Raw genomic sequence first — 14,148 nt, forward strand, 5'->3', positions numbered from 1 at the left:
GTGGTGTGTTCCTGTAGATTAAACAACAATGAATTTAATATTAACAGCAGCTTAGCTGTTAAACGATTAACCAAGGAGCGGGTGTATCGTGCCAAGTACCACACTCACTTACTACAATAACAACGCACAAACCTTTAGCGACTCAACGCTTAATGTTGATATGTCGGCTTTATATGCTGAGTTTTTACCGCATGTAAAACAGCACGGCCATATTCTTGACGCTGGCTGTGGTTCAGCTCGCGATGCCGCTTACTTTAAAAACCAAGGGTTTACTGTAAGCGCGTTTGATGCAAGCCCAGCACTAGCAAAGTTAGCCAGTAATTACTTACAACAACCTGTAGCTGTTAAAAGCTTTCAAGAGCTTGAGTGTGTTAATAAATACGACGGCATTTGGTGCTGCGCGAGTTTATTGCATGTGCCAAAAGTAGAGTTACCGCAGGTGTTTTTAAAGCTGCAAAATGCCCTAAAACCAAACGGTGTTTTGTATGTGTCGTTTAAATACGGCACGCAAGAACGCGTGCATAATGGCCGTGAATTTACCGATTTAAATGAAGATGGCTTAACCGCGCTAATTACCCATCACACCGAGCTTAAAATACTAAAACAATGGCAAACGGTTGACCAACGGCCAGAGCGCGAGAGTGAAGTATGGCTCAATGCGTTATTAACGCGCAGCGAATTAATAAATGAATAGTTTTAACGAACAGCACCAGTTGCAAAGTAATAAGCAGCAGCTTATTACGGGGGCCGATGACCCGCTATTACCTAATCTTGTCCATGCAATAAATAATGCCACAGAGATTGAAATTACAGTGTCATTTATCCAACCCAGTGGCTTGGCTTTGTTGTTCGACCCACTCAATGAAGCTTTACAAAGTGGCGCAACACTAAAGCTGTTAACCTCCGATTACCTTGATATTACTCATCCTAATGCGCTCAGAGAGCTAATGGTATTAGTGGATCGTGGTGCTGATGTGCGTATTTACCAAACACAGAGCACCCAAAGCTTTCACATGAAGTCGTATATTTTTGTCAAAACAAACGACACCAGCGAAATTACGTCTGGTTGTGCCTTTATTGGCTCAAGTAACATTAGCGCCAGCGCACTTACTAAAGGTCATGAGTGGAATTTTAGACATGATTACATGCAGCCAAAAACAAGCCAAGCAGCGCAGCAATTTTTGAGTATTCGGAATGCTTTTAATCATATTTTCAACCATGAGTTTGTCACCAATTTAAGCCATGAATGGATTAATAACTACATTGCTAGGCGCAAAACACAGCAGTTTGTAGCGGTAAATAATGCCGATACAGCGGAACAAATTATTGAACAAAGCGAAGCAAAAACACCAAGGCCAGCTCAAATTGAAGCACTCAATGCTTTAGCGCAAACTCGCGCTGAGGGCTTTAAGCGTGGCTTAGTCGTGTTAGCAACAGGCATGGGTAAAACATGGTTAAGCGCGTTTGATGTTAAACAATTCAAAGCTAAACGGGTATTATTCGTCGCGCATCGTGAGGAAATACTTGTACAAGCACAGCGAACTTTTGCTGAACTACTGCCGCTTTCAACGGGGTTTTATAACGGTAAACACCGAGACAAAAACGCCGACTGTTTATTTGCCTCTATTCAAACCATTGGCCGAAGTAATCACTTAAAGCAATTTGCACCAACGGCGTTCGACTACATTATTGTTGATGAGTTTCATCATGCCAGCGCACGTGTTTATCGTCAGCTATTAAACTATTTTGAACCACAGTTTTTACTTGGCTTAACCGCCACGCCAGAGCGCACCGACCAAGCCGATATTTTAGGATTGTGCGACAACAATTTAGTGTTTGAGAGAAACTTAACCCAAGGGATAGATCAAAAAACGTTAGTGCCGTTTCATTACTATGGTATTTGGGACGAAAACGTAAACTACCAAGCCATTCCATGGCGCAATGGTCGATTTGATCCTGCATCACTAGAAAACAAATTTGCGACACAAAAACGTGCCGATCATGCGCTTGCCCAGTGGCAACAATATAAACAAAAACGCACCTTGGGCTTTTGTATTTCCACCAAACATGCCGATTACATGGCTGATGCGTTTAACAAAGCGGGTGTAAAAGCACTATCTGTACACAGCCAATCAAAAGTACGCAGAAATGAGGCACTTAAACAATTAGAACAACGCCAAGTTGAAGTACTATTTACCGTTGATCTGTTCAACGAGGGCACAGACTTACCCAGCATCGATACCATATTAATGCTACGCCCAAGCGATTCTAAAATCCTGTTTTTGCAGCAATTAGGGCGTGGTTTGCGTACGCTAGAAGGTAAAACGCATTTAGTGGTGCTCGACTTTATTGGTAACCACCATAGCTTTTTAAATAAACCTTATGCACTACTACACGAAACTAAGCCAAGTGGTGTAGTGAGAAAGCTTAAAAAGCCAAATCTAGCTGATGGGTGTTTTATAAATATTGATTTAAAAGTCACCGACTTCTGGCAGCAACTTGCTAAGGCGCAGCGCACCACTGGCCTTGAAGATATAACACAACTTGCCGAGCAGCTTGGGCATTTACCTACCTTAAGTGAGTTTTACTACCACTACGGTGATATAAAAAAGGTAAACAGTAATTACACTAGTTGGTTTGAGCTAATTGCTAAAACACAAAACATTGATGATGGGGCACAACAAGGTGCTGAGCAACTAGCGCCGTTCTACGACTTTTTACACAAGGGCATACAAACAACCAGTATGACCAAATGCTTTAAAGCGATTTTGCTTGAAGCTTATGTGGCATTAAATGGTTTTGCTATTCCCCCAACTGTTGCAGAGCTTGCAGCCATGAGTGCTAAAGTATTAGCGCGCCATCCAAATTTAAAACAACACGATTTATCAGCCAAAGAGCAGCAAGCTGCCGCTGATTCACAAACATGGCAAAGCTACTGGCGTAAAAACCCAATCAAAGCTTACACCAATAAAAATAAAGATGGCACGCAGTGGTTTACGCTAGAAAACGATACAGTAAAAGCCACGTTTGATGTACCCGCAGATAAACTCGAATTACTAAACAACGCCGTGTTAGAGCTGGTTGAATACAGCTTAGCTAAATACAGCCAACGGCTAAAAGTAAACGTAGCAACAACTGAACAAAATGCCGAGCAACAAGCTGACAATGTGACTCAGCTAGCGTTTAAAGATCGTGCCGATACAGCAAAAGAGCAAGATAACGCATTAAAGCTGCCGTATTTCCCCAATATAAAAATAGCTTGTGGGCATTTTAAAACAGGGGATGAAAGCGATATGGAATTAGTGGACGCGCCACTTGGCGCGGGCAAACTCGACCCACAAGTGCATTTTTTAGCACACGCATCGGGTAACTCAATGAATGGCGGTAAACACCCAATACTTGATGGTGATTTACTGTTACTTGAGCTTATAACCCCCGATAAAGCAGGATCGCTACGCGGCCAAATAGTGGCGATAGAGCGGGATGATATAGGCGGGAAAGGGCAGTATTTACTGCGCAAAGTTAATAAATTATCTAATGGGCAATATGAGCTAATTGCCCAAAACCCAGATTACGAGGTAATGATTGCTGATGACAGCATGCGAACGTTCGCACGGTTTAAACAAGTGGTTGCGGAGTCGCGCTTTAACTTGTAGGCGCAGAGCTTGCTCGCGCGAAAAGCGAAGCTTTTAAGTTTGTAGGTTGTGGCGTAGGCGGGAGTTTACCTCGCGCTTTTAAAGTGTAGGAATTGGCTTTTGCCGTGATTTTTACATGGTTTCGGGAAAAGGGATTTAATAACCTCTATTCGAGGTTTTATCGCGTTGGCGATGGCAACCAAAGGGCGGCTGCCGCCGACCGCCCTTTGGAATCCCACGGCGCGCCCGAGGATCACACTGTGCCCTCAAGTTAAAAATTGATGTGAACGTAAGCGCCGTGTATTCGCCATCCATGGCGAAGTCACGGCTTAACTTGCATCCATGCAATTGATTACTCATCAGTTTATAACTTTCGGGTGTGATCACGGGGAATTGGAGTGTGTTGGTAGATTGTTGTTTATGAATGTAGGCGGGAGTTTTACTCTGTGCTATTACGTTGTAAGTGGGAAAGCAAGTTTTAAGTAATGAAGCTATTTTGCTCTCTTCGAAAATAAGACATGTTTTGCTTTTGTCGTTAAAGAGCTGTGAACTCAACTGGTGAGTGCAACGCTATCCTTAACATTAAGCAAATGAGAGACGCGCGCATTTTTCCTCATTTAACTTTGCTTAAAGTTATAGAAAACTATGTCATAGTAATACCTTAGGTTATTTTTTAAAACTATATAAGGTAGAAAAAAGGGCGTGGTGTTTGTAGAGATATTCGCGATGAGCGCACTATTAAATTGTTAGCTGTAAAATACAATTGGAATCCTATGGAAGAAATAGACATCGTAAAATGGTGGGGTGCAATACTTGCGACCATCGCATTTGCATGGAATGTATATAATTCGTTAAGTAATACGCCAAGGTTAAAAGTAAAATTAACACCAGATATAACTTACTTGGATGCAAGGGTTATTAGAACTGAAATAAATGAGCACGGAATCCAAGAAGAAAGAGCTAAGTATTGTCACATTGAAATTACAAACATAGGAAAGCAACCTGCGACGATTACAAACATTGAGGCAACTCACGCCCATAAAAAAGGAGTTCGTATATTTGTGACTCAACAACAGTTCCAAAGTCACTCAGAACAGAATATTCCTGTGTTCATTTCACCGGGTCAACATTGGAGTTGTAGAATTGAAATGGAAGACTTGTACCATTTAAATAATTATGGAGAACCGGAAATTCGAGTAACAGCTTCTTATAAAAACAAGCCAATTATAGTGAAGCTAAAATAATAGCTAATAATTAAAGCTAGTCGAGGCGCAAAAAACACGCGCCGTTGCGTGAGGCGTTAATTGTTAATTAAAGGTTGAGGTAGTTTTAGCAATATGGATTTTATTTTAGCGACATTGTACGTTTTTCTTCCTATAGCATTAGCTCGTTCATCTTTAAATTTAAAGCATGAATATCAAAGTAAGGTAGAAATATTTGATGAAAAATTTAGGGTGCAATTTTCTAAACTGACTAAGCTAAAAACGGTAGAAGGAGCAGATTACCTTGGAAATGTTATGGGGCTAGCCTGTGGAATACTAATTATAGTTTCGCTAATTTCTAATGTGGTATTTGGTGTAAAGCTTGCCCAAAATGCAATAGTGGCGAAAGCGCTTCTATTTTCAATGTTTGGATTTGTAGCAACAAAATGGTACACCAAGCCTCATAAATATTCGTTAAGCTTTTTAAAAGACATGGCTCAGATGGCATCTTTGGTAATGCTTATGCCATTAATCGATTTATTCTTAGGTATTGAATACACATCAATACCATATGAGCATATGCGGAGCTTACTTGCATTAGAAGGCATTAATCTTCCAGTTAAACCTAATATCTTCATAATGGGTATTGTCGTGTCATTATCTATGTTTATCTTTTTCAGCATAATGTGGCTTTTTGCTAGTGTTTTTCTAGGATTTTTCTTTATACCAGCATTTACAACTTGCTTTTTCGTTTTAAAAGCTTGTTCTGTCTTGGAAAAGTATTGGGGTAAGCACACATTGAATGGACTTTTGGTTATTTTAATAATAGCTACTCAATATTACTCATGGTTTAAGAATTAACAAGCGCTTGAAGCGGACAAAAATAAAAAGTAATTTTAGTGGCTTAAGCGCGTCTAAAGGCTAAGTCATATCAATCAAATTTGGTATATTTTTAATAAAATAAGGGTGAATTTTAGTGGCAAGACGTAGAAGTAGAAGAAATAAACAAGGTAGTGTTGGTGGTGATTTACTATTCAAGGCTTTTGGTTCTCTGTTTATTATATTAGTGATGATCGGTAGTTTTTTGTTGTTTGCTGCATGGTTTTATTTTGAACGAAAAAAAGCGCTCTTAATAAAACCTAAATCTATCCAAGATTTTGCTCATACAAGCAGCGAGTTAGTAGAAATAAACAGGCAGGAAAATCAATTGGAAAACATTTACAACAGGCTAGACCAAATTTCTTACGAAGGAAGGTCATTGTCTAAAAGGCAAGATGGAAAATTTAACGAACGCAGCAAAAAAGGGAAAGAATTCAATCGAGAAGTTGATAATTTGGCCCCTGAAGCTGATAATTTTGAACAATCACTTGCGGACTTAGAAGCCTTGCCTGAAAAACGTCTGAATAATTGGGCATTTTACGCTTCTATGAATATTGCTTCTCGAATATCTGTTTTAAGCTACATATTGTCATTCGCATTGTTTGTTTGGCTTGAGCCAGTTTGGGTTATGCAGCTCAGTCAATTTCTCCAAAGTATTACTTTTCTTGATTTTTATGCGTCGTATCCGATTGCATATGGGGCATCTGTTGGTTCACTTTTCATTTCTTTAGCTGTATTGGGAGGAGCACTTTTTTACTATAGAGAAGCTAAAAAAGAATCACTTAAGAATACTCAAATTCCTCAAGCTGAGCCTGAACAAATTTCAGAGCAAAGCGTTGAAATCACCTCAATAGATATCGGGGAACTATTATCATCGCTGCCGCATTCTGAGTTAAAAATATTAGCAGATGAATTTAATATTATGGCAGATCGACGCTCTAAAAAAGCAATATTGGAAGCTATAAAAGAAGCTGACGTTAGCGAGTTACTAAAATTTATTCGTAAGACACAAAATGCAGCCTAGCGTGTAATGCTGATGGTGTCCACTTTATCGGATGATGATCACTTTCCAAGCTTGGCGTTGCTTGTGGCGTTACCACAGACTATATGTGTCATTACCAGCTAGATATTAAAAATAGTATTTGCTGTCAACCGCACATAGCATTCAAGCTATTGAATTTAAATCCACTACCCAACTGCCAACTTCCCTGCCTCATGCCACATTTCACTTGGCATGGGGTTGGTTAATTCCCACGTTATATTCATCGGCTGGCTGCCGTTGTGGCTTTGGTATTTAACCTCGCCGTAGTTTACAAAACCCATGGTTCGGCCGTTTTCGTCTTTACCTTGTTCGCGTACAAATAATAGGATGGTTTTACCTGTTTTTTGATGCTCAATATAACTTAGGCCGCGGCCGTGTTCTGGTCGGGCGCTGTTTTGCGTTTGCCAATGGAACAGGGTGGGGCTGATTGCGTAGTCGTGATATAGCGTGGTGGGCGAGTAGGTTTTTTCGCATTTATTGAGTGTTACAAATAACAGCTCGAGGTTTTGGTTTTTAAATTCTAAAACGCCTTCGCGGGCGGTCGATTTTTTATCAAACGAGTGCGCCCCAAACGCGGCGAGTATTTGCTGGCGCGTGTAGCGGCTGTGTAATTTTATTGCGTGATTAGGTAAACACGTTAAATCGCTTTCTTGTTGGTGAATACGGTTTATTAAAAGCACGATCACTTGGGCAAGTTCATGCTGTAGCTCTTTGTGTTTGAGGGCTTGTAAGCTTTGCTCAAGCGTTTTAAAACCTAAAGTCGTGCCTGTGCTACCCCAAAAGTTGTAATGCGCCATAAGCGCGTACTGTTGGCTTTGTGGTATTGGCGTAAAGCTAAAATCGTTATTACACAAATCACGTAAAAAGCATAAGTAGCTAAGCGAGTTGCAGCCGAGTAACTGGGTGTTGATTGCGCGGTAATATGCGACGTAAATGTCGGCTTGCTCTGCGGGTACTTCATCGCCTTTTAGCCAGTGCCAGCCACCGAGTTTTTTATCTTTTGGTTTGTAAATATCTTCAAGCGTAACTTGCGGGTTTATGCGTAAAAAGTTGCTTAGCGTAAGTGCGTCGTTAGTGTGTTGCGAATAGCTATTTATAAGCTGCTGTAAACGGCGTTTAGAGTTTATAGCTTGCTGAATATTTTTTAATATTGTTTGTTGCGTACGCTTTTGTAGCTCAATGCGGCAACCCAGTGGTAAATGCGGGAAGTTGTTTTCAATCTCGGTTTTTATTGGTTGGTTACTTTTACCAATTAGCGCGCGGAATTTACTGGCAAAGTCGTATTCTGTGCGGGCATTGCCTACAAAGTCGAGTACCGTACAGCATTGCTTTTGGCTGTTGTCGGGCAGGCGCAGGCCACGGCCGAGTTGCTGTAAAAACAGGGTTAGACTTTCCGTTGGGCGTAAAAATAGTAAGGTATCAACCTCTGGAATATCGACACCTTCGTTAAAAATATCAACTACACACAGTATTTGTATTTCACCTTGGCGCAGCGCTTGTTGTTTGGCCGCGCGTTCATTGGTGTTTTTGCTAGTAAGCACATCGGCGTTTATGCCTGCTAAGTTAAACTTAGATGCCATAAACTCTGCGTGTTTTTGGCTTACGCAAAATGCCAGCGCTTTTATATCGTGAACATTGGTTACGATATCAGCAAGGCTGGATATAATTTTGTTTGCGCGGCTGTTCTCCCCTGTATAAAGGTTACTTAGCTCGCTTATATCGTAACGGCCACCACGCCATGTTATTTGGCTTAGATCGGTATCGTCATCCAATCCAAAGTATTGAAATGGGCATAAATGGCGCTGGTTTATTGCCTCTGGCAAGCGTATTTCGGCGGCTATTACACCGCAAAAGTCATCGAGTATATTTGCGTCATCTTGTCGCTCTGGTGTAGCGGTTAAGCCAAGTAATATTGCGGGCGTAAAGTGGTTTAAAATGGCGCGATAACTGGTAGCGCTGACGTGGTGTACTTCGTCTATTACTATATAGTCGTAGTAATCATGCGTTAAATTAAGCGATTCAATTTGGCTGTTTAGCGTTTGGATGGATGCAAATAATTGGTTATAGCGTTGTGGTTTGTAGTTACCTACCCACAGCTCGCCAAAGTCGTTATTTTTAAGCACGCCACGGTAAGCGCTTTGCGCTTGTTTTAGTATTTCTTCTCGGTGGGCGACAAATAAAAAGTGTGCGTTTGGGTTTTTATCGTAAACATTTTTAAAGTCGAACGCCGATATGATGGTTTTACCCGTGCCGGTTGCGGCAACTACTAAGTTTTTAAAACGATTATGTACGCTGCGCTCAACGCTTAGCTTTTCTAAAATAGTGAGCTGATGCGTTTTTGGTGTTATATCAAAATAAAACTGGCTGCTTGATTGCCCAACACCGCGCTGCTCGTTAAGTGAATTTATGAGCTTTTCTTTACATTCAGCTTTGCCTGTAAATAGCTCAAAATCGGGTGACTGCCAGTAGGTTTCAAAGGTACTTTTGGTTTTGGCTATTATGTGCGGGATTTCTTGCGCTGTAATTTTTAAGTTCCACTCAAGGCCGCTGGTAAGTGCCGAATGCGATAAATTAGACGAGCCAATATAACCAGTATGAAAACCCGTATTACGCATAAATAAGTAAGATTTAGCGTGTAGGCGCTCTTGCTGGTTATTGTAACTTAGCTTTACCTCGGTATTTGGTAAGTTTGCTAAAAACTCAACGGCTTTGGCATCCGTTGCACCCATGTACGAGGTGGTAATTACTTTGAGTTTATTGCCACTTTTGGTGAATGCTTCAAGCTCATTTTTAAATATGCGCAGCCCTGTCCATTTTATAAATGAGACAAGCCAGTAAATAGTATCAGACGATTTAATCTCGCGCTTTAGCTCGGTTTCGAGCGATATACCTGCATTAGCACCGCTAAATAATTCGCTTTGTGTGAGGCCTGTAAGTGGGAATATATCGCTTGAGTAATCTTTAAGGTTAGCTGCAATTGGGTTTTGAGTATTAAACAGCGCAGTAAGTATTCGGCCTTGGCTATCGATAAGGTTTTCGTCGATCAGCTTGTCATCGCGAATATGATCTTTAAGCCAAAGTACAAGGTTGTTTGCGAGGTTTATTTGCTCGTGCAAACGCTCGCTTGAATTAGGGATTGCATCAATCGCATGTTCAACAAGTTTACCTAAAAAGCGCGAGAGCCACGTAGCCGCCTCAGCCGATTCTAGTTGGCGTTCGCCCACATAAAATTGGTCACGATTTAAATTTTGCTCAATTACTTTTGTAATTAACTGCTCGTAAATACCAATTTGCTGCATTGAAACCACTCCTTGTTTGCGAGTAGTTAGTTTACTAAAAAGTGCATTGTAAACAAGCATTAACTCATTATTGAATTAAAGACTAATGCTAAGACAATTCCCCCGTCATTTTGCCCGAAAAGACTCAATTGATGAGTAATTGATTGCATGGAAGCAATCGAAGCCGTGACTTCGCCATGGACGCGAATACACGGCAGTTACGTTCATATCGATTTAGACTTTGAGGTAATTGCAAAATACTCGGGGCGCCGTGGGGTTCCAAGGGGCGGTCGGCGTTATCCGCCCCTTGGTTGCCATCGCCAACGCGACATTAGCTAGATAAAAATATTTTTCAGTAGAACATTCATGACTACAAGTTGCCTCATCTCCAAGCTAGCACTTTGTCTTTAACTTCAGTTGTAAAACCCATACGAGTTTTATTAATTAATATATTTTCTGAACCATGGGAGGATTTTAATCCCCAAAGATGGGCTGAACGACACATAATAAGCAAAATATCGCCCTTCTTAGCCTTAGGTATTAAATGTTCTCTTAAAAACCGTTGTGCTACCCACGAGCTTGGTAAACAATTTGCGATACTTGCTAAATTATCCATATTTTCTGAAGCATAGGGGATTAGGTTTATTACAGCCATTTGATGGCTGGCCTGCTCTAACCTTTGATCCTTATTTATATCAGGAAATAAGCTATTTGCTTTTTGCTCAAACCACTTTCTCCAGCCATTCAACTCATAAGGATATTTTTCAGTTCCTTTTAATTGGTTGATGAGTGTAACTGTATTATGTTTAGATTTTAATGTATCGAGAGATGGAGAGTTAATACTTGGGTTTGCATAACAAAGTACTATTTTGGCACTTTTAATAGGACCCCAATAAGGACCAGGGGGAAAGTCAAAATTAATATCTCCTTTGATATCATCTTCAAGTTCCTTTAAAACAACCAGATCCTCAGGGTGCTTATAACCTGAAGTTTGTTCCATACTGTCCCAATATTGAAATATATCCATATTTTAACTTTCCTTAACTTTAAGCGCTCTTTAACCTTTTAAATGTTTGATACTTTAAGACTCAACTTAATATACATAACTCAACGTAGATCGACAAATTATAGATAAAGGCCGATGGCAAGGTAGATCCCCGTAACCACACCCGAAATTAAACTAATGATAAGTAATTTACAGCAAGGCGAAATTTTGTTCCCGACAAAATCCAAGTACCTAAACCCCTTTAGGCAATGCAATCAAAGCCGTGAGATTATAAAAGTAACAATTGTTAATGGTAAGTTGACATTGATGTGGTTTGGTCTAAGTTTTAGTCTGTCATTAAGTTTGTTGAAAAGGAATTTCTGATGAGGCTTTTATTATTCATTGTTTTATGTTCACTTTTATGTGGTTGCACTGCAAGCACCGGTGATATCTCCATTTATTCCGTCGATTCAGCTAAAAACCTTACCTCTCCTCTTGTTACTGCCAAAGAATTGTATAGTGCTGATGGGATGATATATAAAACTGATGAAACTCATGCGTTAAACGGCGATGATACGTTTAGTATTTATTTAACTGATACCTACCTAAGATACCTACCAGATATTGGCGGAGATAATGAAGTTTTGATTGTCGCTGAATTTGAAGAGGTTGTAACAGGAACATCAAGCGATACTATTACCAAAATATTAGGCCCGTATGATTCAATTGCAGATGCTACGAAAGCTCCATTTTTCCATAAAGCGCTATATGGTCCTAAACGAATGGAGAGTGACTTATTAAGTCTCAAATTAAAAATTTATGAGTACGATTTAGATGAAAATGATAAAGCCGGAAGTATTATTGATTTTATCGCCGCAGCAGGAGAGGCTCTAAGTCTATCTAATCCTGTAACCACAGAAGAAATAAAAGTAGCTAAAGAGATCGCAAAGTCTGTTACAGGTACAAATGATAATGACTTAGTATTCCAGCTAGATTTGGACTTTGTTGCAGGTAATTCGCTATATGAACATAGCGGTAACAATAATGTAAATGTTCTGCCTTTAAAAGCTGGTGAAATAGTGCTTATAAAGAAAGAAGTGTGTGCTATTGGGCGATGTTACGACTATTTCAGTAAAGAAGAAGGGATACGCAACCCTGTTGGTTACGCTACAGATATATTACTTTCTCCAATTACAGCAATGACAATTGGTTTAACTGATACACCCACTGGGTCATCTTTATCAGATGTGGAGCCACAAACACTTGAAGTGCGTAGCGAAGGGTTAGTTCATAAGTCAAAGTCAGATGAAAAGTCAGATGGAAGCACGGATAAACTTAATTATTTTACTGATAAAACTTGGCTTAGATTATCTATTCTCAAAGGTGGGGACCCAGAGCTATGGGAAAAGCGAAAACTACTTTACCCAATAGAGGCTGAAATAAATGGGTTACTAAAAAGCTCAACTGGTATTAAAAGTGATAACCTTACTGCACCTATTGCTTCTTTAAATAAGGCTCAAAAGCAATTAGCAGCAATGAAGCAAAATGGTATAAAACTAGTTTCAAATAACTCCTCAAAAAACACGCAGTATATTTTAAAAGGGTCAACTAGTGGAGCTATTTGCTTGGATATTCCTACACGATTTAAATTGACACAAGCATTGCCTTTGCTTGATGGAAGCCAGCAACATAAATTACAATCTTATAATAAGTATAAATGTTTCAAATTGATGCCATCAGCGAAAGGTCAATCTTTTAAAAATGGTACTTTGTATTTTCAAATAAACTATACAGATAATGACGTTTTAAAATCGTATATAGCAACAGTGAAAGTGGTAGATGAATTTCCGAAATGATATACCTCTTATTTTTGAATGCTATCGAGCTTTAACCATCAAGTCTGAAAAACGCAGTGTTTTCACAATCACCACACACTAATGAGTAGAGCTCTTTGCGTTTGCTCACTTTAGTATTAGCGCTGCTACATTGCGGGCAAGACGTTTTCATTGGTGTATTGGTATCGCACTCACCACATGTAACAAAATAGCCGTAGCGACCTGAGCGAGGTTTAAGCGTCGTTTGATTATTGCACTGCTTACACTGTAAATTTATTTCATTGGTAATATTTTTTTGCTCTTGAGTTATTGGCGAAATAGCTGTTGATTCATCTTGATAAACCGGGCTTGGTTCGTTGATCCTTGATATTTTTTCGCCAGGTTTTAACGGTGCGGAAGGGGCAATATTTTGTTCTAAAATAAACTCACAGATCCTAGCTAGGCTTTCTTTACTAAACCAAGGACGGGTATTGGTCGAAAAAAAGTGCAGGGCATTTGGTGTTGAGGCAGGTAGCTTCATTATGTCTAAAAGTTTATCAGCTATAAACTCTGATTTAACCAGTCGCTCTTCAACCGTTTTTGGTGTGTTATTTCGATTAATTATGGCATTACTCGATATTGCACAAATACTATGCCATTCACGACCACCAAAATTTTGCTGTAATTTACTAAGCAGCTTAGGGAGTAGGTGGGGCGCATTGTCTATTACCAAACTTCTTAGTAATGCAAGTTGTAGCTCAACTTGTTTGATTGGTGATGGCATTCCTTGCCATTGCCCACGGTAACTGCGACTCCATTCTTGATGCTCATTAATTGTTACTTCCCCTGTAATGCTTTTAGATTCGATGAGAATAAAGCCATAGGTGTATGCAATTAGATGGTCTATTTGTGCGGTTTCGCCTTTGTGTTTAAATTTCACATCGTTAAACACAAATACCTGGCTATGATCTTTAAAGGCGCGGCGTAAATAAAAAGCAACGTCGAGTTCTTGCTTTTGACCTGCTTGTATTTTAGCTGAGTTGCTGTTGATGAGGGTTTTGTCTTTCAGAATCATGAGGCGTCCTTTCAATCATGTACAGGCTTAGAATATCATTAAAGTACCGAAAAAGAATACCATTGAAGAGTTTTTACTCTCTCTGTTTTTATTTAAAAGCTTTGCTTTTCGCGCGAGCAATCCTTACGCCTCCAGAACAATTAATCATTACATTAGTAATTTAATAACAATGACATTTTAGTTATTTTTAGCGTTAGCCCTAGTGTGAGTTTTGTTTTTTAAGTATTGTTGTTTAACT

The 14,148-nt window shown here is 39.7% G+C and carries 9 protein-coding genes; 6 read left to right on the forward strand and 3 right to left on the reverse strand.

All coding sequences use genetic code 11. The features are described 5' to 3' along the window. Window positions 1-88 precede the first annotated feature (88 nt). From MTF67_RS06585 to MTF67_RS06605, 5 genes are all read left to right on the forward strand, one after another. On the forward strand, window positions 89-694 hold the full coding sequence (locus MTF67_RS06585) for a class I SAM-dependent methyltransferase (protein WP_248519060.1): 606 nt from the start codon (window positions 89-91) through the stop codon (window positions 692-694). After that, window positions 687-3,656 carry a DEAD/DEAH box helicase family protein gene (locus tag MTF67_RS06590; RefSeq protein ID WP_248519061.1) on the forward strand — a complete coding sequence of 990 codons (2,970 nt, stop codon included), beginning with the start codon at window positions 687-689 and terminating at the stop codon, window positions 3,654-3,656. The genes MTF67_RS06585 and MTF67_RS06590 overlap by 8 nt, the downstream gene beginning before the upstream one ends. Window positions 3,657-4,408: 752 nt before the next feature. Then, window positions 4,409-4,879 carry a hypothetical protein gene (locus MTF67_RS06595; RefSeq protein WP_054201466.1) on the forward strand — a complete coding sequence of 157 codons (471 nt, stop codon included), beginning with the start codon at window positions 4,409-4,411 and terminating at the stop codon, window positions 4,877-4,879. Window positions 4,880-4,972: 93 nt separating this feature from the next. Continuing rightward, window positions 4,973-5,698, forward strand: a complete 726-nt coding sequence (locus tag MTF67_RS06600; RefSeq protein ID WP_054201465.1) for a hypothetical protein — start codon at window positions 4,973-4,975, stop codon at window positions 5,696-5,698. Between the two features lie 115 nt (window positions 5,699-5,813). Then, on the forward strand, window positions 5,814-6,740 hold the full coding sequence (locus MTF67_RS06605; RefSeq protein WP_054201464.1) for a hypothetical protein: 927 nt from the start codon (window positions 5,814-5,816) through the stop codon (window positions 6,738-6,740). A gap of 164 nt (window positions 6,741-6,904) precedes the next feature. On the opposite strand, the gene MTF67_RS06610 is transcribed toward MTF67_RS06605, so the two are convergent. Together MTF67_RS06610 and MTF67_RS06615 are read right to left on the reverse strand one after the other, a co-directional pair. Continuing rightward, window positions 6,905-10,057 (reverse strand): DEAD/DEAH box helicase, encoded by a 3,153-nt coding sequence (locus MTF67_RS06610; RefSeq protein ID WP_248519062.1) that lies wholly within the window; start codon window positions 10,055-10,057, stop codon window positions 6,905-6,907. 361 nt (window positions 10,058-10,418) lie between these two features. After that, on the reverse strand, window positions 10,419-11,063 hold the full coding sequence (locus MTF67_RS06615) for a hypothetical protein (protein WP_248519063.1): 645 nt from the start codon (window positions 11,061-11,063) through the stop codon (window positions 10,419-10,421). A gap of 341 nt (window positions 11,064-11,404) precedes the next feature. Here MTF67_RS06615 and MTF67_RS06620 point away from each other — a divergent pair, with 341 nt between their 5' ends. Beyond that, entirely contained in the window at window positions 11,405-12,877 is a 1,473-nt protein-coding gene (locus MTF67_RS06620) for a hypothetical protein (RefSeq protein WP_248519064.1), read from the forward strand. A 31-nt stretch (window positions 12,878-12,908) separates the two neighbouring features. On the opposite strand, the gene MTF67_RS06625 is transcribed toward MTF67_RS06620, so the two are convergent. Next, a complete protein-coding gene (locus MTF67_RS06625; protein WP_248519065.1) occupies window positions 12,909-13,910 on the reverse strand; it encodes a nuclease-related domain-containing protein in 1,002 nt (333 codons plus the stop codon). Window positions 13,911-14,148 lie beyond the last annotated feature (238 nt).

Source organism: Pseudoalteromonas sp. 2CM32C (assembly GCF_023161925.1).
GTDB lineage: Bacteria > Pseudomonadota > Gammaproteobacteria > Enterobacterales > Alteromonadaceae > Pseudoalteromonas > Pseudoalteromonas marina.